We start from the raw sequence: 26,318 nt of genomic DNA, 5'->3' as shown, positions 1-26,318 counted from the left end.
CGTTAGAACGACCCTCCAACTGCGTTATTTTTAGCATACTCATAACCCCGGTACAACAGGACGATTTCCATAATTATGGTTGGGATCATCAATACCGCACTGATGAGGAACAATACCACGGTGACCAGGAAAAAACCAATAATGACTTCCAGAATACCCACGCCAAAGGCCAGTCTTCCCATACCGTCTTGAAGTTTCATAAGGCCAAGACCTAAAACGATCGCAACGGCGCCCAATGAAATGGTTTCAACGATCATCAGCGGGATCATCCAGTCTTCGTCGATCTCAATGAATGCAACGAAAATATCGAGCAGGCTTATGATGAGTGAAATGATGATCATCAGATATACGGATACTTTGAGCAGGTCGACTTTGAACAGGACGGCTAAATGCCAGAAACCCCATAAGAATATAGCGTAAGATCCGAAGGAGATGAGTTTGATGAAGATGTAAACGGTATTGTTTGAGTATGAATTGTTGGTGTAATCGTAGAAAGAGCCGATGATGGCATCGTAACGCGCAGCGTCCATGCCAATTTCTATGAACCCTACGATGAAGTATACAATACCAAAGATCCATGCTAATTGCAGCCAGTGTGCGGACCTGGCCAATTGGGCATTGTTTTGCATGCGATCCGTGGCTTCTTTGAATACCGATAAGTCTTCTCCGAGTGCCGCAAGAATGATCTTGATCGTGGAGGTGCGAGGGGTTACTTCACCGGCTTCTATCCGCTGGATCGTACGTATACTGACATTACAAGCCTCTACCAATTCTTCCTGTGTGAGGTCTTTATCTTTTCTGAGTTCTATTAACTTCTGTCCTAATTCGGGCTGTTTCATATCACGATTTGATTTTGGAACAATTGTACGACCTCTCGGAATTCGCAGCGAAAACAAAGGTAGTTTTATCCCCGTCATTTACCCGCCATTCCTTGATTAAAGCAAATGAGGGCCTATTTTGCATGGAATGGATCTTATCACAAAGAACTTGATTACGCGTATTTATCGGTTACTTCAACTTGAGTTCCAGACTCACGAATAGCCGCGATGACTCGATGAAGCTCAGCCATGTGTGACCGGGTTCCCACCCTAAAGTATTCACCGTACTTCCGATTGTTAGTAGAAATGATGATGCGATTGGAATTTCCATCACTCTTCATGCGGGAACCGTAATCAGTTTGATTATCGTATTCCTGAAGCTCAAACTGAAGTTTGTCGATATCCGAGATGTTGAAAGTCTTTCCATCGATTTCAATAGAATTGGGTGTTATAAGGAGTGTTTTATCCAGATACCCATCGGTAATACTTTTCTTTCCGGTATTATAAAACCTTGAAGCGTACGAAAGTATCATCCCAAACACACATAGGACAAACACAAGTCCATCATTAAATCCATAGTCGTGGAGAATGTAGGAGATCAAGAAAAAGATTAAAGCTACTAAAAACATAATCGTACCGTCATTTGAGCTGGATTGTTCTTAGGCTCTCCTAAAAGTTGTTGTTTTAAATTCCATTTCGATCAAATGTTGTCACTCTTAAAGAACAGATGAAAATAGGATAAATCTTTTAGACTCTCTTTTTTACATCAATTTCCTGGACATAAATTTTCAATTGGAAAAATGAAAGATCAACTAGATTTAGCTTTGAAACGCGTGGCAATTCTGACATATGATTTTTGTACCCCATTCACTAGATAAACCTTATAGTCCCTACATCGAATCCATTTTTCATTTCAAAGACTTTGTGCCTGATCACTCCATCGAGCGAGTGGTTCCCACGGGACATTTGTTCATCCTGTTTGAATTGGATGGGTATGAAAGAAATACGTTCGATAATGATACGCTGAAGCCAAACAATACCTACCATAAAGTTTGGATCTCCGGGGTGCATCGCAATTACATTTCTATTTCGGCTCATGAGCAGTCGGAGATGTTTGTGATCCAGTTCAAACCTTACGGAGCTTATCCGTTTTTTCATTTCCCTATCGAGCAGTTGAATGACCAGGTGGTACATACGGAAGCGCTTTTTGGAAATGAATTGATCGCATTGCGAGAGGCCCTTCATCAGGCAGAGAGTTCTCAGGATAAATTTCAGGAAGCCGAAAAGTGGTTGGATGCCCGATTCGATCCTAATCGCGTTCCCCCGGAAGAATTGGTCAGTTATCATCATGATCTACAGGCACAGCCTACATTGAATGGGCAGGCAGTGACGAATTATCCGCATTCACAGAAGCACCTGATTGATCAGTTCAAGAAGTACGTGGGAATCACTCCAAAATATGCACACCGAACCATGCGATTCAATGAAATCCTGAAAAGGATGCAGCAAAAGGAGAAGATTGCCTGGGCGCAGATTGCTTATGAATGTGGGTTTACGGATCAGTCTTACTTTATCAAAGAATTCAGGCACTTCTCTGGTTTCAACCCACAGGAGTTCATCATTCAAGAGTTGAATAAAGATCATCCGGATAACTTTTTTCCGTTGGATCGAGAGAGCTAACAGATTGCTTTGAAATTAAGGTCACTCCGATAGGGATCTTTGCTCAAATGATGATCATCGTTCCAATTTTCAAGGATTCCCTAAGGGTTTTGAATGCTATTAAGTTAAGAAAGTGTATTGTCATTGCAGGCGTGCGATTGGACCGAAGCGGCAATCTCAAACATCCTTTTGAAGTAGAAATCCGGAATGGACTGCCGCTCGACGGTCCGATTCAATTCTTCGCAGTGACGAACCTTGAATTAATTTCATTCTCAGGATGCGCTTATTTCCAAGCAGGTTAATTTTTTACTATCATCCCTAAATCGACCGCTGTAATGTTGCCAAAAAACATTTTTTATGGACTTAGCAACAGCATTTGCAAACATCAATTGGTGGGCCGTCTTAGTGGCAGCCATCTCTACTTTTTTAGTTGGCGGTATCTGGTATGGACCCATATTTGGGCAAGCATGGATGCGAGAGTTTGATTATACCGAAGAAGACCTGAAACAACGCAGCGTTCCCCGAACTTTTGGACTATCCTTGTTGCTGGCTTTTTTTGCGGCACTGATACTCGAAATGTTCATTGGGGCCGAAGCCGACCTAATGTTTGGGATGATGGCGGGTTTGTTGGCAGGAATAGGATGGGTGGCTACCTTTTTAGGGATATTGTACCTTTTTGAAATGAGATCGCTGAAAGCGTTCCTCATCAATGGAGGCTATTGCGTCATTTCCCTCACGTTTATGGGGGTGATTTTAGGGGCCTGGTGACGTGGAATAAAGTAATGGAAACATATGATCATCGAAGACAATAAATTTTTATGGAAAAAGGACTTTTAGAAAAAACTGGTAAATCACTGGAGGACTGGATCAAGATAGTCGAACAATCAGGTCTTGATAAACACAAGGCGATCATGGACTTCCTGAAAAAGGAACACGGTTTCACCCATGGCTTTGCCAATTTCGTCGCTTTGAAAGCACGAAAAGCGGATGCGGGTTCTCATGATGATGGGGATCTGCTGACCAATCAGTATAAGGGAAAAGAAGTTCTAAAGCCGATCTATGAACAGCTAGTTACTGAAATCAGTAAGTTTGGTGAGGACATCACAAAAACACCTAAAAAGGACAGTGTGAGCATGATCCGAAAGAAGCAATTTGCTTTGATCAAGCCTGCCACTAAAACCCGAATCGACCTGGGGCTGAAGTTGAAAGATGTGCCGGTTGGCGATCGATTAGAAGGTTCGGGACCATTTGGCGCCATGTGTACGCACCGCGTTCGTTTGGAATCAGTGGATCAGGTGGACGAGGAACTGATCGGTTGGCTGAAGGAGGCATATGAGAAGGCGGGGTAGGCATTGATAAATTTTTTGGATGCCTAAATAAGCTGTATTTGACTGCAGTTAAACAGCAAAACAAAAACCATTTAGATATTCTGAAGGTTTTTCCAAATCCAGATGAGAATTAGTATTATAAGACAGATTGGTATAACGTACTTATATCTTATTGTTTTATAGCGCTCTTCACTATCCTTAAATAGGTTCAACTGTTCCTTAAATTCTTTTCTCAACTGTCTTCTAATCTTTGGGTCAATTCTTGATTCAAATTGATTCAAAATCGTACTAAAATTGACGTATGTAAATGATGAAATATTGTAATTGCCGGCTTTACTAAAAACCTTTATGGCACTTCCTTTAATGGAATCTCCACTTTCGACATTAATATTCATAATTGCATGCTTTCTCCGTGCATAATGTATTGCCTCCCATTTTATCTCAATCGTCTTATTAATAAATAGGTATTCGAGGATCAGATGTTCCTTGGTAATGACCACCTTTTTCAAATTGAGTAATAAGTATCCGGATAAAACGCCTAGACTTATTAAGCAGATCGGAAGCAAAAGCAGAAAAGAAATTTCTCTTGTTAAAAGAAGAGTTCTTAACAATGTTGATCCTGTTATTGCAAAAAATAGCATTCCTAGAGATGTAATCGCTAACGTCAAAACTGAAAACTTACTTTCATATTTGATTTCATCATTCATTGCTCTATTCTGTTTTTTAGAAAAGGTAAGAGGGTGCAATTTGTAATAAGATAGCTTTAGATATATTGATAACCTTTTGTTTTATAATCGCTTTATAAAGTTGCATGGAGAACTTCATTATCCTTAGGAATATAAGTAGTTGTATTTCATGGCGATTTTCAGTAACTAAGGTTCCTGAAAACCTAAACCCATGAGAAGATCACTCCTGCTACTAATGATTCTTTCCTTTTTCTGTTTTGATGCCGATGCACAACGCAGAAAGCGAAAGTCTGCAACTCCTTCTGCACCAAACTTCCAGGCCGAACAATTCCACGGCTTACAATGGCGAAATATCGGGCCTTATCGTGGAGGCCGGGCCAATGCCATTGCAGGAGTGATCGGGAGTGATGAGATCTATTATGCAGGATATACCGGTGGAGGTGTTTGGAAAACGTTTGATGGTGGCGCAAATTGGGAAAACCTGTCAGACGGCCAGTTTACCGTAGGTTCCATTGGAGATATTGCGGTAAGCGAATCAGACCCCAATGTAGTGGTCGTGGGGTCTGGCGAACACGCTGTAAGAGGCGTCATGACTTCCTATGGTGATGGCGTTTACAAGTCATTGGATGCCGGTAAAACCTGGTCTAAGATAGGCCTGGAGAAAACCCGCCACATTTCAGATGTGATCATTCATCCTACTGACTTCAATACGCTTTATGTCGGAGCGCAAGGAGCGGTTCATGGGCCTTCCTCAGATCGTGGGGTATATAAATCAACTGATGGAGGCCAGACCTGGAAAAAGACCCTATACATCGATGAGAATACCGGAATTTCCAGCCTGCAAATGGACATGACCAATCCACGCGTGATGTACGCAGCTACCTGGCAACACCGACGATATCCGTGGAAGGTAGAAAGTGGTGGTCCCGGTTCTGGGGTATACAAGTCTACAGATGGGGGAGAAACCTGGACAAAGATTGTGAAGGGCTTACCGGAAATGATGGGGAAAATTGGTCTCTCCGTCTCACGTGCCAATCCGAGCCGAGTATTTGCATTGGTAGAAGCAGAAAAGTCTGAATCTGGGATGTATCGATCCGATGATGGTGGAATGACCTGGCAATTGATGTCCAACAATCAGATCATTACGGCGCGTTCCTGGTATTACATGGAGGTATTCGCTGATCCGAATAATGAAAACGTGGTGTATGCACTGAATGCTCCTCTGATGAAATCCATTGACGGGGGCAAGACCTTTGAAAGCATGCGGGTGGTCCACGGCGATTGTCATGACTTTTGGATCAACCCTTCCAACAGCAGCAACTTCGCCATGGCGGAAGATGGGGGTGCGACTATTAGTTATTCCGCAGGAAGGACATGGTCTACTTTGAATAATCAACCTACCGCGCAATTTTATCGCATCACGGCAGACAAGCGTGTTCCATTTTGGGTGTACAGTGGTCAGCAAGATAACCTGTCAGTGGCCATGCCTTCCAGAAGTAAAAACTACGGAATCTTGAGCACTGACTGGTACAATGGCCCTGGATGCGAAAGCGCAATGGTGACCTTTGATAACCTCGAAAACCCGAGAATACTTTACGGAGGGTGCTTCAATGGCCGGATCAGCTTATTGGATGTGGTCACGAAAGAAGCCAAGGACATCATGCCCTATCCGGAAACCACTTTAGGGTATGAAGCGAAAGACATGAAATACCGGTTCAACTGGAATGCCCCGTTGATCAATTCGCCACATGATGTGAAGACCATGTATTATGGTGGGAATGTGCTGTTCAGGACAACCAATGGTGGTTTGAAATGGGAAGTGATCAGTGGAGACCTGACCAAAAATGATCAAGACAAACAAGGACAGGGCGGAGGTCCTTTCACCAATGAAGGAGCCGGTGGTGAAAACTATAATACCATTTACTACATCGCAGAATCTCCGCATGACAAAGGGGTGATCTACACGGGTACTGATGGTGGCATGATCCAATTGACCAAAGATGGTGGAAAGACCTGGAATGATGTCACTCCTGCCGGACTTCCAGAGACCATGATCCACGCGATTGAAGTATCGCCGCATGATCCAGGGACCGTCTATTTTGCTTCCACGCGCTACAAATTCAATGACTATAAGAATTACAGTTACAAGTCCACGGATTTCGGCACGACCTGGACCAAAATTGGTGACGAGATCCGAGCAGATGATTTTTTCAAGGTGATTCGGGAAGATCCCAAAGTCCCGGGGCTGTTGTATGCGGGTGCAGAAAGAGGCTTTTACATTTCCTTGAATGGCGGCCAGAATTTTCACCTTTTCCAACAAAACCTACCAGCTGTTCCGATCACGGATATGACCATTCGTGACAATGACATTGCCATTTCTACGGCTGGAAGAGGGTTCTGGATCTTAGATGATATTTCCGCCTTACAACAGTCGAAAGGAGAATTCGCTGGAACTTCCAGACTATTCGAACCTAAGACCCACTATCGCCTGTTTGGCAATGCGCCATTCTACCTTGTAACAGAATATGCTTACGGAAAGAATCCGGCGGAAGGAGTCACGCTAGATTATTATCTCCCGGAGATTGATGATCGAACATTGACTTTGGAAATCTTCGATGCGGATGGAGAAGCGGTCCGAAAAATAGAAGGAACAAAAGAAGAGATCCCTGTGGTAATGGCGGGTGGACGAGGCAATGTGCCCCTACCAAATACCGCAAAACTGCCCATGAAAATGGGACAAAATCGGTTCACATGGGATTTTCGAACCAATGGTTTGACTAAAGTGCCGGATGCTTTCATCTTTGGTGCAGATTACAGAGGTCATCGCGTAGCACCCGGAGAATATAGTGCCAAGCTCACCTATGGCGACGAAACTTCAGAGGTTTCCATCACGATATTAAATCCGCCGGAATTGGATATCACCACAGCACAATGGAAGAGTCAGCAACAATTGATGTCAGAAATTGAAGGCAGGATCAATGAGATCCATGATAGGATCAACAACTCCATGGACATGAGTGAACGCTTAGAGTCCATTTCTGAGCAATTGGAAGATTTGCAGGGCATGGACGACTTGAAGGAAGCTGGGGAGAACCTGTCCGAGAAGATCGAAGAGTGGCGATCAAAAGTCATCGAACTTCGTCAAAAAGGGTTTCAGGATGCACTCAATTGGCCATCAGGCATGAACTCAGAATTCTTCCTGATCCGCAATAACCTGGACACCTATGAGCCTAGCATTCCCGAAGGCTACAAAACCCGATTCAATGACCTTGATGAACAGTGGCAATCTCATAAAGCCCTTTATCAGCAGATCATGGATGGTGATGTGGAGTCATTCAACGAGTTGTTCAAAAGCAAGGAGCTACCGCCACTACAAAAGGAGAAGAAGGAGGAGCTGAATAATTGATAAAAATTTAATGAAAGCGCGTCATGCTGCGTGCCCGGCTAGGGTAGCTCTAACCGCGCTTTTAGCTAGACTTTCACCTTGTCGCATAACCACCATTCACCCAGAAAGTCTGGCCCGTAATCCATTGTGAACTGGGAGAGGCCAGAAAGGTAACCATCGGTACAATGTCATTCACTTCACCTAGTCTTCCAGCTATCGAAAACCTGGAAACGTAGGCCAATGATTGCGGTGTTTCCTGCTCGTGAAAAAAGGGTGTGTCCACCGGGCCGGGGCAGACCACATTTACGGTGATCCCACGTGAGCCAATTTCTTTGGTCAACGCCCGGGTATATTCTTCCATGCCGGCCTTGGTTCCTGCATAAACTGCGTAATTGGGAGTGATTGATGTGAATAAAGAAGTCCCAATATTGATTACCCGACCATGATCTTTGAGGCGCCTTGAAGCTTCTCTCATGCAGAAAAAAGTACCCTTCGAATTGATGTTGGCCAGTCGGTCGTATTCCTCTTCAGTTACTTCTGCTAGTGGCTTTTTTACAATCTGTCCGGCATTATTTACCAGAATATCCGCTGATCCGAATGTGCTTTCCGCAGCATCGAACATTTTCTCGATGTTCTCAAGTTTACCCAGATCTCCTAAAACGATGGTGGCTTTGGCCCCTTGAGCTTCCACCAATCGGGCCGTTTCTTCCGCCTGGTCGCGGGTATCCGCGGTGTGATGATGGACCACCACGTTGGCACCCATCCGGGCCAGGGCTATTGCAAACCCCCGACCCAGATTATTCCTTGCTCCGGTTACAATGGCAGTCTTACCTTTCAGTTCTTGGTCAGACGTATCCTCTGATAGTGCAAAGGTGGCTCCAGGAGCTACGATGCCCATTCCGGTACCCAGTCCGATTTGCTTCAATGCTGCTCTTCGTAAATTCATAACCATTCAAGCTTTTACTTCGAGCATTCCCTCCATACCAAACACACTGTAGATGCCATTTGTGATCTGGTCCAGCTGATCATTGTATCCTTTGATGTGATCTCCCATGCCCATGCTGTCTACCACAGTTCTGAATGGACGATCACTATCAGTTTGGCCAACGACCTGGGCAATGGCATCCGCTACTTTTTGAGGGTTTTGCTCCGGGTTGTTGGCTAGTGCCTGCTCAAACCCGTCGAACATTGCCTTGGGTGCATGAAAAAAGTCACCGTAGCTTTCATTGCGGGTTGTATCACTGGGCTGCATCAGATTGGTCATAAAGGTGGTAGGATAGCCACCAGGCTCCACGATGCATGAGGCAATTCCAAAAACAGAAAGTTCTGACCGATAGTTTTCTGCCAAAGCTTCCAGCGCCCATTTCGAAGCATTGTAGGGACCATAAAAGGGTAAAGTCATGCGACCCAATAAACTTGAGATATGAACCAGTATTCCCGAACCCTGTTTTCTTAAATAAGGCAATGCGGCCCGGTTCACTCGCTGTACACCGATCACATTCACATCAAATAGCTGCATCAGGTCTTCTGGTGTGAAATGTTCTTGCATGCCTACTACGCCAACACCGGCATTATTGATGACCACATCCAGTCCTCCAAGTAGAGAGATGGCCTGGTTGACGCCCTCAATCACACGTTCATCATTGGTGACGTCCATTTTTATGAGCTGAGCACCAGCAGACCTCAAGTCGTTATTGGCTTCTTTTTCAAGATTCCTTACGGTGCCAACTACCTGATGACCGTCTTTCAATAGTTGCTGTACAGTCAGTTTTCCAAATCCTCCGGCAGCTCCTGTGATCAATATTTTCTTCGCCATAATTTTAACTTTTGTTCAAAATTGTGGGAGTGGGATAAGGTAAGGATGACCCGAAATCTACAAACTATGACCAATTTTAAAGAAGCCTTGATGTTAGGAGGATTTGAAATCTCCAGGGGTCATTCCCGTATGTTTTTTGAAGAAACGATTGAAGTGTGTGGGCTCACTAAACCCCAATTGATAACTGATTTCCTTGACGGTCAGGGAAGTGGTTTTTAGCAGGGTCCGGGCGGTTGAAACTTGCTTGTCGTTGATCCATTGGTTGACAGACTTGCCCGTTTTGCTTTTGATGACTGTACTCAGATAGTTGGGATGCAAATTCAACTCCCGCGCATAATTCTGCACCTGGAATAGGGTGTGGGAATTATTGCTCAACTGGTCTTTGAATTGTTGCTCCAGCTTTTGCTTGAATGATTTAACAATCTGTGAAATTCTATCACCCTCTTCAATGGGGTCATAAGCATGCCAAAATTGTTCTTTTATTTTCAAGAGTAAAACCACGAAGAGGTTCCCAAGGATTTTGTTTTTGTAGGGAGAGTCTTTCCGGAATTCAAGATTGATCTGTTGATACAGATTTTCTAATTCATCGTACTCTTTTTCGCCCAGGATCATTGGCGGCACGATCTCCGCGAGTAGAAATGGGAACTCATCGAAGATCTGCGGGTTCACGTTTTCCCGAAGAAACGTCTCTGTCAGGGTGATGATGTAGGCATCATCGGACCTTTCAATATCAAATGATTTGATGTGGCCAGGATTGGTGAAATAGACCGTTCGATCCTCAAAACTGAACTGCTGATCATCGATGGTGTATTGACCTTTCCCAGACTTGATGAATACAAATGAGAAGTACTCGGCCCTGAATACTGGCGATTGGAATGGGATATGCGTATGTATCTCCGGTAAGAAATGAATCGTAAATTCCAGTTCTTGTTCGATAGGCAAGTTGAGCGCCTGATACAAGTCGGAGATGGACTGGTGAACTAGCAAAGTGGGTTTACGATCTTTCAAACTGGTTTTCAAATAGGGATTCATATAAATGTAAAGGCATCTGGGTATGATCCTACAAGCTAATCCGTGTAGGCCTCCGCAAATTGTTTGAAGTTCTCCATCCATTTTTTGGCGGGCTTGGTGTAAGCTCCAGGGAATAGTATGGCGATCAGGCGTGGCATCACCCAATTGATGCGCGTATAATCCACGTGCCAGGAGTAACGTGTTGCTTTCTCACCAAGTGATTCAAATGTACAACGCATGGTATTGTCCATGTGTTTGTGGTGATAGAAAGCCTCAAATGCGTTGGGAAGTTCATTATTGAGGATCGTTTCTTTGAGTTCCATTTCATGCTTACCATGTTGGTAGTACATGTTGGAAATGGCCCCTTTTTGTCCTGCGGTACCACTCACTAATTCTTTCTTAACAAAACCTTCCTGATACTCACCCAGGTATTGTGGATCCGCAAACAGTCTGGTCACTATGTCAATGGATTGCTGGATATCGATGTGTCCTTCAAATTTCATGGTGCTTCATTTTAGTTCGGAGCAATCCTAGGCAGATCGCCTGAAAAGCAGGTTACCAAAGGGTTTTGTACCCTGATATTTTCAAGAATTTATTGAATAATCCTTAAAATACTCAGTAGGTGACTTCCCCGTTTGTTTTTTGAAGGTACGGTAAAAGCTTACTTTGTTGTTAAATCCCGCTCTCAACCCAATCTGAATAATGGAAGTTTCCTGACCATTTTGCTCTGCCATCAGTCGTTTGGCTTCTTCTACCCGATATTTTCCCAATAGCTCTTTGAAACTGGTTCCAAAACTTTGATTGATCACTTCCGATACCCTGTTTTTGGAAAGATCCAATTCTTCTGCAAATGACTCGAGACTCAAGTCATCTTTTAAGAATGACTTTTCCGTTTCAAATTGTGTCCTGATCTTTTGACCGTCTACGGTCAGCTGATCGAGATCCGGGTCAAATTTCTTTCCCTGTGCTTCCATGAATTTTGATCGCGTCAGGAAAGTATAAGCAATGGACTGAATGAGGAAAGTCATCAGCAACATGCTCGCTTCATTGATGAACGGAAACTCAACCCAGCCGGAAGGTCGTAACAAAAAATGGAGCAGTTGAATCAATAGAAGAGTGGAATGCAGATAGAGCACCCTCAGGTAGCCATTAGCGAGCGGATTAGTTTTGATGCGCGCGCAATAATAACTGAGTGTCTTAATGCTGAAATAAAGGTATACTCCCAGGTACAAGAAGAACGAAAGGAAGTACCAGAAATTGAAACTATTATAAGCGGGGACATAATCAATGAACGCGGTGACTTGCTCGACTTTTTCTTCCCCGGTCATCAAGTAAAATGGAACATTCATCAGCAGCATCAACCAAAAAGGAAAGGTATGCCACAGATGTACACGACGAATTTTAAAGTGGGATTGAGTGATCAACAGGGCCAGCAGCAAGAGCATGGGAGATTTGATGAAATTCAACGGATAGCTGATGCCCAGCAGATGAGGAAGGTTGGCCATCAATCCCGTTTCAGCTACCAGCCTTTCAATCAGCGTGAATCCTTCAATGAACAGAAAGAGGGCAAAGAGCCTGGTTGCCTTTTCTTGCTTTCTTGTGCCCAGAATCAGAGCAAGGAACAAGGCCTGCAGCGCACCGAAGGCAATCAATAGATGAAAAAGTAGCGTTAACTCCATGAATGAAGTCCAATAGTAACGCCATTCACTGAATCAACCTATGTTTCGATGCTCACATTGGAATTTTCAAATGATAAAAAGCGACTGGCCCCATCTCATCATGCAAGAAGGCCAGTATTAAGTGAGCTTATTCCACAGGTAAATTATCCCGGAAGAATTGATAGATCATCGTGTAGAGATGGCGTCTGGTGTTCCTGCCTTCATAAATGCCATGAGAACGATTCGGATAAGCCATCATTTGAAATTGCTTGTTGTGACTGATCAGCTCATCGACAAGCATTTCCATATTTTGATAATGAACGTTATCGTCTCCCGTACCGTGTACGAGTAACAATTTGCCTTTCAGGTTTTTCGCGTGCGTGATGGGTGAGCCAGCAATAAAGTCTTCTCTGTTTTCTTGAGGCAGTCCCATGTACCTTTCCTGATAGATGTTGTCATAGGTCAACTGGTAAGCCACTGGCGCAACAGAAACCCCCGTATGGAAGATGTCAGGATATTGGAACATCAAATTGAGGGTGGAAGATCCTCCACCGCTCCATCCCCATACGCCAACACGATCTTCATCGATATAAGGGAATTTTGCAATCTCAATCGCCGCTTGTGCCATGTCTTTGATATTCACCCTTCCGATCTGACGATAGATTGATTTTCTCCAGTCAGAACCTTTCAAGAGGGGAGTACCCCGCGGATCGATCGCGATCACTACATACCCTTGTTGTGCCAGCATGATGTTCCATAGACCAACATAAGCATCGGTCGCTTGCTGTCCCCATGGTTCTCCGTACAAGTGGAAGATTACCGGGTATTTAGACGATGCATCGAAATTGAGGGGTTTGATCATTCTTCCGTCGACTAAGATGCCATCTTCTGTTTCGACCTGAAAGAACTCAACTTCAGGCAATGCCAGGCCCTTGAGCTCTTCGACATACGAATTATTATCTAAAATCGTACGGATCGTCTTGTGATCAGGCAAAGAAATCAGCCTCACACTTCCGGGATGCATGGCGCTGGTATGGGTATGGAAAGCGTATTTACCATTAGGAGAAATGTCGTAGTTATTGATGCCCTCGTAGGTAGCAGGAGTAAGGCGATTGTCGCGTTTTTTTCCTTTCAGGTCAACTGAATAAAGGTATCGTTGGGTGGTGTTGTCCGGCGAAGCGAGATAATAAAGTGACTTATTATTGTTTCCTGCCACAGAGGCAACATCGTAGCTTCCTGGAGAAACCAATGTTTTAGTTCCGGAAGCCAGGTTTACTTTATAAGCATTCCTCCAATTGTCTTCGGTCATTCTCAGGACAGATTTACCTCCGTCAACTAATTTCAAATCATTATCGCCCCAATGCGAACTAGAAATGTCGGGATACTGAATGTCGACCCAGCTTTCCTCTGTTTCTTCATATAGCAAGGTCGTTTCTTGCGATGATGGTCGATGGATCCAGATTTTAAGATGATTTTGTTTCCGGTTCAGTTGTTGGATCAGCAATCGGTCCTCATCGATCCACTGCATGGCCGGTAGGTAATTTTGTATAGTACTTCCTTCCAGCGCTATCCAATTGGTACTGCCCGTTTTCGTATCTACCAGCCCGATCTTTGCAGAAGAAGGGTCTTGTCCTACTTTGGGATATTGGACAGGAACAATTTGAGAATACACCGAATCAGTATTATTGATCATGTTGAAAACACCGATAGAGGAAGCATCCAACTGCCAATAGGCGATCCTGGAAGCATCAGGACTCCATCTGAAGCCATCTCTGCAACCAAATTCCTCTTCATAGACCCAATCAAAAGTGCCATTGATGATGTCTGTGGTGCCATCAGTCGTCAACTGAGCAACGGCTCCGGAGGTGAAATCTTCTTTATAAAGGTTGAAGTCCACCACATAAGCCGCGTAGCTGTTGTCATTGGAGAATTTGGCAAACATGAGTGAGGAAGTGGGGAAATCTGCTCCCAATTGAGAGAGTTGATTGGTCTTGAAATCATATACCCAATAGTCACCTTTGGTATTGGAACGCCAAACCCTTTTGGAGTTGGTGAAGATCAATACTTTGCTCTCATCATTGGAGAGCGAAAACTCCTCAATCCAGAGCGGTGTATCCTGACCAGCAGGAGTGAGTTGTGCGCTGGATAGAAAGACAGACCGATCCGCATTCGATGAACGGTAACGGATCATTTCATTTTCACCGCTTTCATTCCCCTCAATGATGATGTAGGACTCACCCTGTTCAATCCATTTTGCCGGAGGTTGATAAGATTGCTGAAATTCAGAAGGATCGTAAATGAGATCCAGGGTGAGTAAACGTGCGTTTTGGGCATTTACCGAGAATGCAAGGAAGCATACTAAAATCAGGGCGATGAATTGTTTCATAGAGTTCAATCGATAAAAAGGAGAGGTGAACTTATCCTTGGTCCCAAGCTAACTGTCATATTGACCCTGTCGAAATAGACTTATACTGCTTATTTCAAGGTTTCGACAGGTTCGGGGACGCTTGGTCAACCTGACATTTGGAAAACCAACCTCTTTCATTTTAGGTAGCCACTAAATTAACGAACTCTTGTCCTGACCACAATAGGTTTGATTCACTAGGAATTACTAGCTGATTAATACTTCGTGTCACAACAGCAAACTTTAAGTCTCCGTATAATTTCGACAATTATGAGAAATATATTAATTTCACAATTGTCGAAAAAATAAACTCATGAAGAGAACGAACCTTGGCGAGCTGGAAGAAATTATATTATTGATCGTTGCCAGTCTCGAAGATCAGGCCTACGGGATATTGATCCAGGAGGAAGTAGAGAAGCAATGTGATCGCAAAATATCGATCAGCTCGGTTCACAATGTCCTACATCGCCTGGAAGAAAAGGGCTTCTTAAAAGCGGCTTACAGTGACCCAACTCCTGAGCGAGGAGGGAAGCGTAAACTGATCTTTACCCTGACTGCAGCAGGTAAAAAGGCCATGGAAGATGCCCGGAGCCTGCGTGACAAATTGTGGAATAACATTCCGACATTCAAATTGAGTAATTCATGACTGAAGTAAAGCCACCAAGATTCATCCAATGGTTGATGTCCCGACTTTGCGATTCCTACATCTGGGAAAGTGTGGAAGGAGACATGCATGAACTGTTCACGAAGGACATGAGCCAGGGTAAAAGTAGGGCCCGGGCCAATTTCAACTATGCCTATCGGTCACTGGCTTTTCTCAGGTTTCGACGGATGTGGTCCGTACTTTCTTCCAAAACTCCCGGTAATCCTTTCAATATGTTCAATTTCCTTTTCAAAATAAGTGCCCGAAATCTCTTGAAACAAAGGGTGGTGTCGGTGATGAGCCTCCTGACACTCGTTTTAGGAGCGGTCAGTTTTCAATTGGTCTACTCCTGGATACACAATGAAGCCCAGATGAATCGGTTCCATGAAAATGTAGATCGGATTTATATTGGTACCACCAGATTATCACCGAATGCAGATATCCTCGTTGGCCCTGTGAGCATATTCTTTAATCTGGATTATTCGCAATATCCCGAAATAGAGCAGCACATTTCCGTGCATCAATACCGACCAGGAGAGATCCAATTTATCGCAGAAGGCAGCAGTTTCGATGGGACCGCATTAATAACAGACAGCACCTTTTTTGACTTATTTAGTTTTCCCATCCTTTACGGAGATCAGCAAGCACTCTCTCGACCAGATCAAATCATCGTTACAGAACGATTTGCAAAAAAGGTGTGGGGAGAACGAGATCCTATAGGTAAACGTGTAGAAATCAAGTGTGACCGAAATGGTGTTTATCAGGTAGCTGGTGTCCTGAAGAACATACCTTCCAGTAGTTCAATAGCATTTGATTACCTTGTTCCAAAGTATTCACAAGCGCTCTGGCGGAGGATGCCGCAAAACCTGCTTCTGCTGGCTAAAGACGCTCAAGTAGAACCACTCAATGAAAAACTAACGGCGTTGACTCCTGAAAGTCGCTTCAAGGAAGCTACTGTTGATTTTTTTCCATTGGCTGAAGTTTATCAATCAGCACCTTTCAACGTTAGCTTCTTTTCAAAGTATGGTGATGCAACCAATCAAAAGGTGATGAATGTGGTGGCTGTGTCGCTGTTGCTGATCATGGTTTTCGGCTTTGTCAACATTCAAAGCACAGCGTTGCTGACCATGACCAGAAAACTAGGTGTCAAGCGCGTCATCGGTGCACAGCGAGGTGCGCTGATTTTTGAAGTGATGGTCAATATGTTGTTGTATTTTCTGATCGCTGTTGGGGTTGCCTTTTTTACGATCCGGCTATTATTTGAAAAGTATACCCTATTCATGGAATTGCACATTGATCCTGATCCCCTATTGGACCTTATGGTAATCAGTATGGTAGTTGGGGGTGCAGTTTTTGCAACTGTTCTCATTCAAGTTTTTAGAATACAGGGGATCAATGCCTTGCAAGCGCTTACAGGAAAGGTCAATTTCTTTAAAGTCGCTTACCGTCAGCGAATCGCAACCGCCTTGCAATATGCTGTATCCATTTCCTTACTGATCGCCACGGCGATTATTTATCTGCAGATCAAATTCATGCTCAATAAAGAGATTGGATTGAATCAGGAGAACATCCTGCAAACCCGGTTTCTGGAAATCATGCCATCTGCCAGACAAGACAGTGTGGAGCGCGCTCGGTTACTTAATAAATACAACTTTGCGATGGATCAATTGCATCAACGTGCGGATATCCTCGCTGTGACTCATGGACAGGCACCGCTTGATTTTGCCTATGCCAATTCCTGGAAGTTGGTCGGTTCTTCCGATGATTACCTTCCGTTGAAAACCATCAGAGTAGATCCCGGATATCAACAAGTATTTGATCTTGAAGTCCTGAAGGGTAGGTTCTTTAGTGATTCACTGGATCATAATGACGACTTGAAAGTGGTCATTAATGAAGCGGCGTTGAAGTCTTGGGGTGTTGAAGATTTGGAAGGAATGAGCATTGAAGCGGAACCGCGGGGCCGTTCGGAGGAACGAAAGTTCAGAGTCATTGGGGTGGTCAAAGACTTTCATTATGAGCACTTATCTCAGGCGATCCAACCTTTAGTTATGCCCTACTTTTATTATGAGGATACTGATATTCAGGTCCGGCATGCGCCTGGGAAGGAAAAAGAAACGATGGAACTGCTGGAACAACTTTACCACCAAGTAAATACGGCAGGATTCTTTCAGGCCACCAGATTTGAAGATCAGGTTTCGCAGCAATACCTCAAGGAAAAAAAGACCAACAAGATCTACCTGTCCTTTGGGATTGTTACCTTGTTTTTGTCATGCCTGTCCATGTTCACGTTCACTTTTCACGAAACGAAGAGAAGGACCAAGGAAATTGGTATTCGAAAGGTCAATGGTGCCACGATCCCGAATATTTTTCAAATGCTTACCAGTTCCTTTTTAACAACCATAGGCATTGCCTTTCTCATCTCATGCCCGATAGTGGCCTATTTTATGAACCAATGGCTAACCAATTTTGCCAATAGAATTTCGCTGGACTGGTGGGTATTTCTGGGAATCGGAGTGACAGTAGCCGGACTGGCTTTGTTGGTCATTACCTGGCATGTACTCAAGGTTGCCAGAATCAATCCGGTGGAAACGTTGCGATATGAGTGATGGGAGGGGAATGATCGCCAGGATTGCTCAACCTTGAAGGAATTTATGCGTAAATTGTACGCAATATGGCAAGACCCAAGATAAGCCTCACGGTAGACGGAGTGATTTTTGGATATGATCCAACTCCGAGAGTTTCTGTATTGCTGGTAAAACGAAAATATGACCCGTACAAAGACCAATGGGCGATCCCCGGGGGCTTTGTAAAGCAAGACGAATCACTCGAGGAAGCGGTGTACCGAGAATTAGAAGAGGAGACCGGTGTTAAAATCAATTACCTCGAACAACTCTATACCTTCGGAACGCCAGGCCGTGATCCACGAGGAAGGGTAGTATCCGTGGCTTATTTCGGATTGGTTCGGCCCGATTCGTTTATCGTTGAAGCATCCTCCGATGCCAAGGAAGTCCAGTGGTTTGATATACAGCATTTGCCACAAATAGCGTTTGATCATGCGAAGGTGCTGGAGGTTGCTATTGCGCGATTAAGGGCCAAGATCACCTATGAACCCATCGGTTTCGAATTGCTGGAGAAGAAGTTTCCTTTTTCGGATTTGGAAAACCTGTACACTACCTTACTTGGTAGGAGCATTGATCGTCGGAATTTCCGGAAGAAGATTCTCAGCTTCGATATGCTCGATGAGTTGGATGAAAAAGTCAAGAAAGGTGCCGGTCGACCTGCGAATTTGTTTCAATTCAATGAACAACGATACTTTCAGCTAAAGGAAGAAGGAATTATTTTCGAAATTTAATTGATTGTAAATCAGATACTTAAATATTTAGTGTAAAATTTACGCAAAAAAGATGCGTCAAAATGAATCTTGTTTATTCTATTTGCGTGTATTATACACAAATAGATGTTTAACTAAAAGAAAGATTCAACATGTTTGGTTTTAACTACATCAAATTTGACGCAATGAACCATGTCATTCTCTACAAGAATGGCCAGGTCATCAAAGAGGGCAGGGGCCTGGCGTTTTTCTACTTCGCCGCCAATTCTTCCATTGTTTCCATACCCATGGAAAGTAATGATTTTCAATTTGTCTTCAAGGAGTCCACCAAAGACTATCAGGAAGTCACAATACAAGGCCAGATTACTTACAAAGTGATTGCTCCCAAACAACTAGCCGAGAGCCTTGATTTTACGGTGAATAGCAAAGGTCAATATTTGAAAGATGATTATGAGAAAATACAGCAACGGATCATCAATGAAGCACAAACAGCGAGTGCCAGTGTGATCCAGGGCCTTAATGTAAAGGAAGCACTGCGTCGGTTGCAAGGCATTGAGGAGCATATCTTCAAGAGTGTGCAGCAATCCAAAACGGTGAATATGCTGGGTCTGGAGGTAATGAGTGTCAATGTATTGGGAGTAACTCCGAATCCTGATATGGCGCGTGCGCTGGAGGCGCAAACCCGAGAATCCCTGCAGAAAGAAGCAGACCAGGCGATATACGAGCGCCGGAACTTTGCCGTAGAGCAGGAACGGGTCATCAAAGAAAGTGAACTGAGCACGGAGATTGCTGTCGAAGAGAAACAAAAGCAAATTGCTGAAAAACAAATGGAAACCAAGGTGGTCAAGCAGGAGAACGATCAGCAATTGCAGGAGATGAAGATGAAATCCAATATTTCTTTGGAGGAACAAAAGCAAATGCTCATTGACTTGAAGGTCAAGAATGAGAAGAAACAGGCTGATGCGAATGAGTACGTACTCTCTGCTTCTCTAAGACCTTATCAATCACTCGATTGGAAGACATTGATGGCCATCAATTCAAAAGGAATCCAGGCCAAGGATAACATTGCCCTGGCCTTTAGAGAATTGGCTGAAAATGCCGAGAAAATTGGTAGCATCAACATCTCTCCTGAGTTGCTGGAGTCAATCATGAATACCAAAAAGTAAGGGACATGGATTTTGAAAAAGTCATCATTATCCGGGATAAAACCAGGCTTGAGCAATTGATCGAACGATTCAATTCTAAAGCTCAGGCTCGGTTTTATTTGGAACAGTCTGGCGGAGATTTTCAGTTTTATGAAGATGAGCACATTCGCTTTTATGAAGTGCTGAAGCAAACACAGGAAACCGTCAGTCTACGATGGAAAACTAAGGTCATTGATCGTTCTTTTCTACCTACTTACCTGTTTTCTGAACAAGATCTGATCATGGTAATTGGTCAGGATGGGTTGGTAGCCAATACGGCGAAATATGTCAAATCATTACCTGTTGTTGCCATCAATCCAAATCCCGACCAGTATGATGGGATCCTGCTTCCTTATCAAGTGGACACGGTTCAGAAAGCGCTACAGGATTTGGTACAGGATCAGCATCATATTAAGCGCGTGACCTTGGCAGAGGCCTTGCTGAGTGACGGTCAACGATTATTAGCTTTCAATGATTTCTATTTGGGAGCCGCATCTCATGTTTCTTCCAGATATGAAATTAGCTATAAGGGTAAAACAGAGCTTCAATCTTCGAGTGGTATCCTTATTTCTACGGGTGTGGGTTCCACGGGCTGGTTAAGTTCTGTGTTCAACATGGCCAGAAATATCCGTGGAGATCAAAATGGAAAGATTCCACAAACGCAATTGGGTTGGGAAGATGAAAAGTTGGTCTTTGTGGTAAGAGAACCCTTTCTAAGCAAGACAACAGGAACCAATATTGGTTATGGGAATATTTACCAGGGCAACCCACTGAAAGTCACCTCCCAGATGCCTTCGAATGGTGTTATCTTCAGTGATGGCATTGAGTCCGATTTCATGGCTTTCAATGCGGGGAGCACGGTAACTTTCGGTATCGCCCAGGAGAAAGCCCATTTAGTGTTTTAGAGTGACGTTGGTTGGTACATGCACAAAAAGGAGCCTACATGTCCTATTGAGGACGTGTTAAATGCGAAGGAACACAGTCGAAACACTAACTTCAAGTCCACATATTTTTTACGGCTACAAATGAAATATCTTTCCGTTTTCCTTCTATTCCTTATTGCTTGTTCGACTCCTTCCAAACCACCAGAAGAAAAAGACCTAAGAAATGAAGTGTTGGTATTTGGGATGATCCATAGTGGTCATTTGACCCAACCCGAATTTGGCATTGATGTGCTGACCGCTTTTATCAAAGAGATTGATCCTGACATCATTCTCACCGAAATTCCACCAGATCGCTTTCCGATCGCCATGAAGGAATTCAAAGAGACCGATAGCATTCAGGAACCAAGAGTGATCCGTTTCCCAGAATACATCGACGTTGTTTTTCCTTTATCGAAAGAGATGGATTTTGAGATTATCCCCACTGCAGGGTGGACCCGACCAATGGCAGATGCCAGAAGTAAAAAGTTGAGGGAAATCAGTCAGGACCCGGAAAGGGCGGAGGATTGGGCGCGATATCGGAAAGCGGGACAATTATCTGATTCCTTAATGGAATTAACAGGAATGAGGTATGATCCTTACTGGATCAACTCGACAGTGTATGATAGTCTTGCAGAGATCAGGTTAAGTGTCTACAATGAATTGTTCAACGAAGAGTTGGGTGATGGTGGTTGGGACAACATTAATGAGGCGCATTATTCCTACATTGCCCAAGCCCTTGATGCATACACGAATCAGGGAAAAAGAGTAGTCATTACCTATGGCGCCGGGCACAAAGGATGGTTCCTTAGAGCGTTGAAAAAGAGGAATGACATCAGGCTGCTGAATCTTGAAGAGGTCGTTCCGCAGGATAGGTTGAAGCAACTATTGGGTTTCGATTAATCTGAATGCACAACAACTGTTCCGGCGATCAAATCATGTATGGCCCTGAACTTTTCGTTAAATAACATGGAAATTACTTCCAGCAACGCCCAAATAATAGAAAGAATACCGACAAAAACCAGTGTTGCGATAGCTGAAGGGTTCGCAATGATTTCGAATGAATCGAGGCTGCCAACTGCAATTGAGAGATATAAGGATAATAGTAAGATCAATGCGACAGGTACGCTATCTCTTTTGAAGGCTTGTGTGAGTCCGATTGCTTCTTCAGTTTTATGATCCACGACTTTCAAATCCATCACCATTTTTCCAACTGTTTGTCCATAGCGTGCATGGAAGAAGATAGAATAGAGGTAAGGGAAGAAATTGTTGAGGAGATTGCCGATCACGACAATCGTTCCTATTTCTGACCCTGTTAAGTAGTTGAGTAGATATCCTATGGGTGTCAAAACAACGCCATCAATGCCAGCAGCAATGGATCTTTCCCAAAAGGTAGCATATTTCTGTTCTTTCAGTTCTTCGGCTTGCTTTTGCTCACTTTCAGCTTCCAGTGAATGCTTCGTTACTTCATCCGCTTCGGAAAAGTCTCCTCGTTCTTCCAACAGCCAAATGGCCGCAAGCACAGCATCCTTCTGGAAGTTGCTTTCATTGTTGACAATGTCTCTAAGTTCCTCGTTGCTTTTATTTTGAAATTTGTCGGTAAAAAGATTCCTTCTGCTCATTTAGAAATTAGTTGTACTGGAGGACAAGATATGATATATCCACCAATTGATCTCATTTGATTTATTGAAAGTAGAATAGGTAGTATTTGCGAAGGGAATTTGTTGAGCTTGAATTTTGTTAAGGTTTTGGTTCCACGATCTATTGCCCACAAATGATCTTTCCTATTACGAACAACAGCCAGGTCAATACCTCGGCATTCAATGTCTGTGTATTATTGAATGGTAGCATTACCATTGAGCAAGGCGCATCCAGCTTTGCTATTCCTGCCAGGAGCTTTTTCTTTTTTGATCAACCTTTTGAAATCATTGCAGCATCACCATTTCTGGAAGGATTTGTGTTGACGTTAAGCAGTGAGTTTTTGAACGACTTTCCTGAAATAAAGGATCAACTTTCAGATATAAAGGCTTTTTTCAACCCCATTACCTTAAGAGCCCCTGAGGCCAAGAGAAATTTCATCACCTCGCTACTGGAAGCAAATGACAAAGATCGATTAGCGGCAAGCTATACGCATATCTGCTGGAGTGAGCTTCTCAAGGATCACGAGCATGCCCAAGATGAATTATCTACCGTTGCGCAATTCTCTGATTTGATCGATCAGCACATCGAACAAAACTACTGTGCAGGTACTTATGCAGAAATGATGGGAATTCCTCTGAAGAAACTGATCCGTGAAGTGCGGAAAGAAGAGAATAAAACCCCTTGTAGTTTCATTACTAAAAAAGTTATCGATAGGGCCAAGCACAAACTCACGCATACGGATGATACCAGTCAGATGATTGCCTACCAATTGGGATTCGATGATCCGTACTACTTCATTAAATATTTTAAAAAGAACACGGACATGACCCCCACGCAATACCGGGAGTCCATGCTGACGGTGTAATTCCGGTGGGAATTTTTTCCATCATTTAGAAATTTCTTCCATTTTCTCGCAGATGTGTCCATGCGACTTTTGTCCTCGTAAAATTGAATTAACCCTAAAAAATATCATCATGAGTTTGACCGCAACTTTAGCAGCAAAAAAAGCAGCCAGTGCTCAAAAAATTCCGGCAGAAAAGTGGGCAGTTATGATCGGAAGTACCAATGCATTAAAAGAACAAGGCTTGAGTAAAAAAGCAGTGAAGCAAGGAGATTTATTTCCGGCATTTAACCTTCCCAATGTGAATGGTAAAAACATCTCTCTGGAAGGATTTACTTCAGACTTTTTGGTGGTCTCCTTTTATCGAGGGGGATGGTGCCCATATTGCAATTTTGAATTACGAGCCTTGCAAAGTGTTTTACCTCAATTGGAAGGCTTGAATACTGAATTAGTGGCCATTTCACCTGAAACACCTGACAATTCATTAAGTACATCGGAGAAAAATGAATTGTCATTCACCGTACTGAGTGATATTGATAATACGTATGCCAAATCATTAGGCCTGGTATTTCAAATGCCAGCAGACCTACAGGAAGTGTACCATAGCTTCAATCTGAAGGTAGATCAACACAATGGAAATCAGGATTATGAACTCCCGATGCCTGCCACATATGTGATCAATAAGCAGAGAGAGATCATTTACAGTTTTATTCCGGAAGATTATACAGAGAGACTGGATCCGGAAACCATCCTGGAGGTTTTAGCTAAACAAAGCGCAATAGCTTAAGTATCATTAGAAGATGGTCAAGCTTGGCAACAGCTCCCATGATGTTGTATGCTTTTACCTGGGCCGTAAGATTTTGCGGCCCAAAATACCTTTAGGGCCTTATTGCTTAGACAAGAACTTTTTCGCTTTCTTCAAAAACTCAGCCTTGTTTTCGCCTTCATGTGCTCCATGAGCAACATCAGGAAGAATCCAGATGTCTGAACTCGGAAGGAATTCCTTCATCCTGGCGACTTCTTTGAGATCCATTCCTTCGTCATCATCACCGATAATGATCATTACTTCGGCCTGAATCTGACTGATTTCTTCATTGGATAATCGGACCGTATAATATTGAAACTGATCCAGAATTCCTCTGACATGCTTATCCGAAGCATGAGCATTTTGAAGCCAGGGAAATTTTTCCTTCTGATCGTAAGTATAAACTTCAAGGTATTGAGGGAAATCATTGATGTCCCATGTACCTACGGCGCCAATCGTGATCATCGAAGTGATCAAATCTGGTTTTAGTAACGCCAGTTGATAAAGTACATCTCCACCAAAGCTGAACCCTATGGCATTGATCTGATCTAGTTTAAGGGACTCGAGTAGCTTGCTGAGATCTTTAGCGACGTTTCGGATGGACAACTGTTCACTGAAGGGGGCTGACTTTCCATGCCCGGTAAGGTCAATAAGATAGAGTTCATAACTGTCACTAAAATCAGCAATGTAGTCATGCCAGGAAGCCGAAGAGAGGCTGTAGCCATGCAATAGGATCAAAGGTTCACCTTGGCCATACACTTCATAATAAATTGTTTTCCCATTGATGGATAGGGTTGCTGATTTTTTGGGTTGCTGTGCGAAAAGTGATTGATTCATTACAAAGAGAATAATAAGTAGAAGTTGTTTCATACTGAAAATGAGTGTGCGATAAAAATTTTGATATTAGTTGTTTTGAACGAAAGCCTAAGTGTGCTTCTGTTTGCGCAAAACTAGATGAAAGCGTAGATGTTTACGACATGAAGGAAGCGTTAATTGTTGAAATCACTCCCCAAGCATGTGCATACAGGGGTACATTTTACGATGGAATCGATACGAGAACTAAGGGTATTGATGATCAGGATGTCTTTACAACAAGACGATCAATGTTGACCTGCCCACTACAATTAGGGTGGAGAAGATTCGTTGACTTGAATAACTAAAATGTGCATATGATCCAGGAGGTGGATCGTAAAACGACTCAATCCCTCAATATGAAAAAACAACTAAAACAGGCGCTAAGTCATTTTTCATGAAGGTCATATATGGTTATTTGAAGACTTATTGGATAGAGGAATATCAACAGAGGCTGTTTGTTAACATTGGGGTGTTTCTGTCGGTAGCAATTGCAATCAATTATTGGCTGGATTTTGAAGATCAGTATATCGACCAGTTTTATAGAAGTTGGTGGCAGCTCCCGATTATGGCTATTTATCAAAGCTTCCCATTTTTAGTTGTGTGTTGGCTGATTCATCGTAATCAAGGAGCACCAGGGTGGATAAACAGTAGGGAATTTTGGATAAAGCTGGTCTTTGGTTTTTTGATACTTGGATTGGACCGATCGTATTACACACCTGATGCATGGTTATCCGATTTTCCTTACTATGAAAGGTCCTATTACAGCAAGCTTTTGTTCTGGGGTGTGGCGCCACTTACCATCGTTTTACCTCTACTGATATTTCACCAACGGATTGAGAAGCGACCTGCCGATTATTACGGCCTAAGGATGAATAAGGTGGCTGTAAGGACTTATCTTCTATTACTAGCCATAGCCATTCTGGTGATTATTGCGGGTTCTTTTCTCTCGGAAATCCAGGAGTACTATCCGAGATATAAGTATAGTTATGGCAATAAGCTTGTAGAACATTTTGGCTGGTCACCATGGAAGACCGTGGCGGGATATGAGCTGTCTTATGCCATGAATTTCCTGGGAGTAGAACTGTTTTTTCGTGGGTTTTTGATACTCGCTTTTTACCGCATAGTAGGGCCGAAGGTGGTATTAGCAATGGTAGCAAGTTATGCATTCCTGCATTTTGGAAAGCCAATAGGGGAGACCATTAGCTCTGTCTTTGGGGGATTTATCCTGGGAGTTATTGCCTTAAAAACCAAAAATATTTGGGGAGGCGTCATGATACACGTGGGTATTGCCTGGGCAATGGAACTCGCCGGGTATTTACAAGGACAATAGCGC

24 protein-coding genes are annotated in these 26,318 nt (G+C 43.4%); 13 read left to right on the top strand and 11 right to left on the bottom strand.

Annotated elements, in window-relative coordinates:
- Positions 1-2: 2 nt before the first annotated feature.
- Both R8G66_19935 and R8G66_19930 read right to left on the bottom strand, forming a co-directional pair.
- Entirely contained in the window at positions 3-839 is an 837-nt protein-coding gene (locus tag R8G66_19935) for a helix-turn-helix transcriptional regulator (protein ID MDW3194659.1), read from the bottom strand.
- A 152-nt stretch (positions 840-991) separates the two neighbouring features.
- Entirely contained in the window at positions 992-1,447 is a 456-nt protein-coding gene (locus R8G66_19930; GenBank protein ID MDW3194658.1) for a hypothetical protein, read from the bottom strand.
- Between the two features lie 220 nt (positions 1,448-1,667).
- Between R8G66_19930 and R8G66_19925 the strand changes: the two genes are divergently transcribed.
- The 3 genes from R8G66_19925 to R8G66_19915 all read left to right on the top strand — a co-directional run bounded on the left by R8G66_19925 (position 1,668) and on the right by R8G66_19915 (position 3,826).
- Positions 1,668-2,498: a helix-turn-helix domain-containing protein gene (locus tag R8G66_19925; GenBank protein MDW3194657.1), complete on the top strand. Its 831-nt coding sequence runs from the start codon at positions 1,668-1,670 to the stop codon at positions 2,496-2,498.
- 336 nt (positions 2,499-2,834) lie between these two features.
- Positions 2,835-3,245: a DUF1761 domain-containing protein gene (locus R8G66_19920; protein MDW3194656.1), complete on the top strand. Its 411-nt coding sequence runs from the start codon at positions 2,835-2,837 to the stop codon at positions 3,243-3,245.
- 50 nt (positions 3,246-3,295) lie between these two features.
- A complete protein-coding gene (locus R8G66_19915; protein ID MDW3194655.1) occupies positions 3,296-3,826 on the top strand; it encodes a DUF5655 domain-containing protein in 531 nt (176 codons plus the stop codon).
- A gap of 71 nt (positions 3,827-3,897) precedes the next feature.
- Here the strand turns inward: R8G66_19915 and R8G66_19910 are convergent, their stop codons facing one another.
- Positions 3,898-4,512: a hypothetical protein gene (locus R8G66_19910; protein ID MDW3194654.1), complete on the bottom strand. Its 615-nt coding sequence runs from the start codon at positions 4,510-4,512 to the stop codon at positions 3,898-3,900.
- A 190-nt stretch (positions 4,513-4,702) separates the two neighbouring features.
- Here R8G66_19910 and R8G66_19905 point away from each other — a divergent pair, with 190 nt between their 5' ends.
- On the top strand, positions 4,703-7,897 hold the full coding sequence (locus R8G66_19905) for a glycosyl hydrolase (GenBank protein ID MDW3194653.1): 3,195 nt from the start codon (positions 4,703-4,705) through the stop codon (positions 7,895-7,897).
- 73 nt (positions 7,898-7,970) lie between these two features.
- On the opposite strand, the gene R8G66_19900 is transcribed toward R8G66_19905, so the two are convergent.
- The 6 genes from R8G66_19900 to R8G66_19875 all read right to left on the bottom strand — a co-directional run bounded on the left by R8G66_19900 (position 7,971) and on the right by R8G66_19875 (position 14,747).
- Positions 7,971-8,822, bottom strand: a complete 852-nt coding sequence (locus R8G66_19900; protein ID MDW3194652.1) for an SDR family oxidoreductase — start codon at positions 8,820-8,822, stop codon at positions 7,971-7,973.
- Positions 8,823-8,828: 6 nt separating this feature from the next.
- Positions 8,829-9,692 (bottom strand): SDR family oxidoreductase, encoded by an 864-nt coding sequence (locus R8G66_19895; GenBank protein MDW3194651.1) that lies wholly within the window; start codon positions 9,690-9,692, stop codon positions 8,829-8,831.
- Positions 9,693-9,785: 93 nt separating this feature from the next.
- Positions 9,786-10,724: an AraC family transcriptional regulator gene (locus R8G66_19890; protein MDW3194650.1), complete on the bottom strand. Its 939-nt coding sequence runs from the start codon at positions 10,722-10,724 to the stop codon at positions 9,786-9,788.
- Positions 10,725-10,759: 35 nt separating this feature from the next.
- The gene (locus tag R8G66_19885; GenBank protein ID MDW3194649.1) at positions 10,760-11,206 is read right to left on the bottom strand and encodes an SRPBCC family protein; all 447 of its coding nucleotides are present in this window, start codon (positions 11,204-11,206) and stop codon (positions 10,760-10,762) included.
- Positions 11,207-11,287: 81 nt separating this feature from the next.
- Positions 11,288-12,382: a helix-turn-helix domain-containing protein gene (locus R8G66_19880; GenBank protein MDW3194648.1), complete on the bottom strand. Its 1,095-nt coding sequence runs from the start codon at positions 12,380-12,382 to the stop codon at positions 11,288-11,290.
- Between the two features lie 127 nt (positions 12,383-12,509).
- Positions 12,510-14,747 carry a DPP IV N-terminal domain-containing protein gene (locus R8G66_19875; GenBank protein ID MDW3194647.1) on the bottom strand — a complete coding sequence of 746 codons (2,238 nt, stop codon included), beginning with the start codon at positions 14,745-14,747 and terminating at the stop codon, positions 12,510-12,512.
- Positions 14,748-15,078: 331 nt separating this feature from the next.
- Between R8G66_19875 and R8G66_19870 the strand changes: the two genes are divergently transcribed.
- The 6 genes from R8G66_19870 (at position 15,079) to R8G66_19845 (ending at position 21,746) form a co-directional block, all read left to right on the top strand.
- The gene (locus R8G66_19870; GenBank protein MDW3194646.1) at positions 15,079-15,411 is read left to right on the top strand and encodes a PadR family transcriptional regulator; all 333 of its coding nucleotides are present in this window, start codon (positions 15,079-15,081) and stop codon (positions 15,409-15,411) included.
- The gene (locus R8G66_19865) at positions 15,408-18,014 is read left to right on the top strand and encodes an ABC transporter permease (GenBank protein MDW3194645.1); all 2,607 of its coding nucleotides are present in this window, start codon (positions 15,408-15,410) and stop codon (positions 18,012-18,014) included. Before R8G66_19870 ends, R8G66_19865 begins: the two co-directional genes overlap by 4 nt.
- Positions 18,015-18,079: 65 nt before the next feature.
- Positions 18,080-18,760, top strand: a complete 681-nt coding sequence (locus tag R8G66_19860) for an NUDIX domain-containing protein (GenBank protein MDW3194644.1) — start codon at positions 18,080-18,082, stop codon at positions 18,758-18,760.
- A 164-nt stretch (positions 18,761-18,924) separates the two neighbouring features.
- Positions 18,925-19,905, top strand: coding sequence for an SPFH domain-containing protein (locus R8G66_19855; GenBank protein ID MDW3194643.1), 981 nt, complete (start codon positions 18,925-18,927; stop codon positions 19,903-19,905).
- A 5-nt stretch (positions 19,906-19,910) separates the two neighbouring features.
- A complete protein-coding gene (locus R8G66_19850) occupies positions 19,911-20,828 on the top strand; it encodes a sugar kinase (protein MDW3194642.1) in 918 nt (305 codons plus the stop codon).
- 120 nt (positions 20,829-20,948) lie between these two features.
- Positions 20,949-21,746: a hypothetical protein gene (locus R8G66_19845; protein ID MDW3194641.1), complete on the top strand. Its 798-nt coding sequence runs from the start codon at positions 20,949-20,951 to the stop codon at positions 21,744-21,746.
- On the opposite strand, the gene R8G66_19840 is transcribed toward R8G66_19845, so the two are convergent.
- The gene (locus R8G66_19840) at positions 21,743-22,465 is read right to left on the bottom strand and encodes an RDD family protein (GenBank protein MDW3194640.1); all 723 of its coding nucleotides are present in this window, start codon (positions 22,463-22,465) and stop codon (positions 21,743-21,745) included. The two genes, R8G66_19845 and R8G66_19840, sit on opposite strands and share 4 nt — an antisense overlap.
- Positions 22,466-22,617: 152 nt before the next feature.
- Between R8G66_19840 and R8G66_19835 the strand changes: the two genes are divergently transcribed.
- Positions 22,618-23,349: an AraC family transcriptional regulator gene (locus R8G66_19835; GenBank protein ID MDW3194639.1), complete on the top strand. Its 732-nt coding sequence runs from the start codon at positions 22,618-22,620 to the stop codon at positions 23,347-23,349.
- A gap of 109 nt (positions 23,350-23,458) precedes the next feature.
- A complete protein-coding gene (locus tag R8G66_19830) occupies positions 23,459-24,112 on the top strand; it encodes a peroxiredoxin-like family protein (GenBank protein ID MDW3194638.1) in 654 nt (217 codons plus the stop codon).
- A 99-nt stretch (positions 24,113-24,211) separates the two neighbouring features.
- On the opposite strand, the gene R8G66_19825 is transcribed toward R8G66_19830, so the two are convergent.
- On the bottom strand, positions 24,212-24,967 hold the full coding sequence (locus tag R8G66_19825) for an alpha/beta hydrolase (GenBank protein ID MDW3194637.1): 756 nt from the start codon (positions 24,965-24,967) through the stop codon (positions 24,212-24,214).
- Positions 24,968-25,379: 412 nt separating this feature from the next.
- Here R8G66_19825 and R8G66_19820 point away from each other — a divergent pair, with 412 nt between their 5' ends.
- Positions 25,380-26,315: a CPBP family intramembrane glutamic endopeptidase gene (locus R8G66_19820; GenBank protein MDW3194636.1), complete on the top strand. Its 936-nt coding sequence runs from the start codon at positions 25,380-25,382 to the stop codon at positions 26,313-26,315.
- Positions 26,316-26,318: the final 3 nt, after the last annotated feature.

The organism is Cytophagales bacterium, assembly GCA_033344775.1.
GTDB lineage: Bacteria > Bacteroidota > Bacteroidia > Cytophagales > Cyclobacteriaceae > JAWPMT01.
This window is presented reverse-complemented; position numbering and strand designations above follow the sequence as displayed.

Excerpts from the sequence above, each read along its gene's own strand:
- R8G66_19880 (MDW3194648.1), bottom strand. The coding sequence starts at position 12,382 with ATGGAGTTAACGCTACTTTTTCATCTATTGATTGCCTTCGGTGCGCTG.
- R8G66_19925 (MDW3194657.1), top strand. The coding sequence starts at position 1,668 with ATGATTTTTGTACCCCATTCACTAGATAAACCTTATAGTCCCTACATC.
- R8G66_19875 (MDW3194647.1), bottom strand. The coding sequence starts at position 14,747 with ATGAAACAATTCATCGCCCTGATTTTAGTATGCTTCCTTGCATTCTCG.
- R8G66_19830 (MDW3194638.1), top strand. The coding sequence starts at position 23,459 with ATGAGTTTGACCGCAACTTTAGCAGCAAAAAAAGCAGCCAGTGCTCAA.
- R8G66_19900 (MDW3194652.1), bottom strand. The coding sequence starts at position 8,822 with ATGAATTTACGAAGAGCAGCATTGAAGCAAATCGGACTGGGTACCGGA.
- R8G66_19915 (MDW3194655.1), top strand. The coding sequence starts at position 3,296 with ATGGAAAAAGGACTTTTAGAAAAAACTGGTAAATCACTGGAGGACTGG.
- R8G66_19905 (MDW3194653.1), top strand. The coding sequence starts at position 4,703 with ATGAGAAGATCACTCCTGCTACTAATGATTCTTTCCTTTTTCTGTTTT.
- R8G66_19845 (MDW3194641.1), top strand. The coding sequence starts at position 20,949 with ATGAAATATCTTTCCGTTTTCCTTCTATTCCTTATTGCTTGTTCGACT.
- R8G66_19910 (MDW3194654.1), bottom strand. The coding sequence starts at position 4,512 with ATGAATGATGAAATCAAATATGAAAGTAAGTTTTCAGTTTTGACGTTA.
- R8G66_19820 (MDW3194636.1), top strand. The coding sequence starts at position 25,380 with ATGAAGGTCATATATGGTTATTTGAAGACTTATTGGATAGAGGAATAT.
- R8G66_19840 (MDW3194640.1), bottom strand. The coding sequence starts at position 22,465 with ATGAGCAGAAGGAATCTTTTTACCGACAAATTTCAAAATAAAAGCAAC.
- R8G66_19860 (MDW3194644.1), top strand. The coding sequence starts at position 18,080 with ATGGCAAGACCCAAGATAAGCCTCACGGTAGACGGAGTGATTTTTGGA.
- R8G66_19930 (MDW3194658.1), bottom strand. The coding sequence starts at position 1,447 with ATGTTTTTAGTAGCTTTAATCTTTTTCTTGATCTCCTACATTCTCCAC.
- R8G66_19870 (MDW3194646.1), top strand. The coding sequence starts at position 15,079 with ATGAAGAGAACGAACCTTGGCGAGCTGGAAGAAATTATATTATTGATC.
- R8G66_19885 (MDW3194649.1), bottom strand. The coding sequence starts at position 11,206 with ATGAAATTTGAAGGACACATCGATATCCAGCAATCCATTGACATAGTG.
- R8G66_19895 (MDW3194651.1), bottom strand. The coding sequence starts at position 9,692 with ATGGCGAAGAAAATATTGATCACAGGAGCTGCCGGAGGATTTGGAAAA.
- R8G66_19850 (MDW3194642.1), top strand. The coding sequence starts at position 19,911 with ATGGATTTTGAAAAAGTCATCATTATCCGGGATAAAACCAGGCTTGAG.
- R8G66_19865 (MDW3194645.1), top strand. The coding sequence starts at position 15,408 with ATGACTGAAGTAAAGCCACCAAGATTCATCCAATGGTTGATGTCCCGA.
- R8G66_19890 (MDW3194650.1), bottom strand. The coding sequence starts at position 10,724 with ATGAATCCCTATTTGAAAACCAGTTTGAAAGATCGTAAACCCACTTTG.
- R8G66_19835 (MDW3194639.1), top strand. The coding sequence starts at position 22,618 with ATGATCTTTCCTATTACGAACAACAGCCAGGTCAATACCTCGGCATTC.
- R8G66_19920 (MDW3194656.1), top strand. The coding sequence starts at position 2,835 with ATGGACTTAGCAACAGCATTTGCAAACATCAATTGGTGGGCCGTCTTA.
- R8G66_19825 (MDW3194637.1), bottom strand. The coding sequence starts at position 24,967 with ATGAATCAATCACTTTTCGCACAGCAACCCAAAAAATCAGCAACCCTA.
- R8G66_19935 (MDW3194659.1), bottom strand. The coding sequence starts at position 839 with ATGAAACAGCCCGAATTAGGACAGAAGTTAATAGAACTCAGAAAAGAT.
- R8G66_19855 (MDW3194643.1), top strand. The coding sequence starts at position 18,925 with ATGAACCATGTCATTCTCTACAAGAATGGCCAGGTCATCAAAGAGGGC.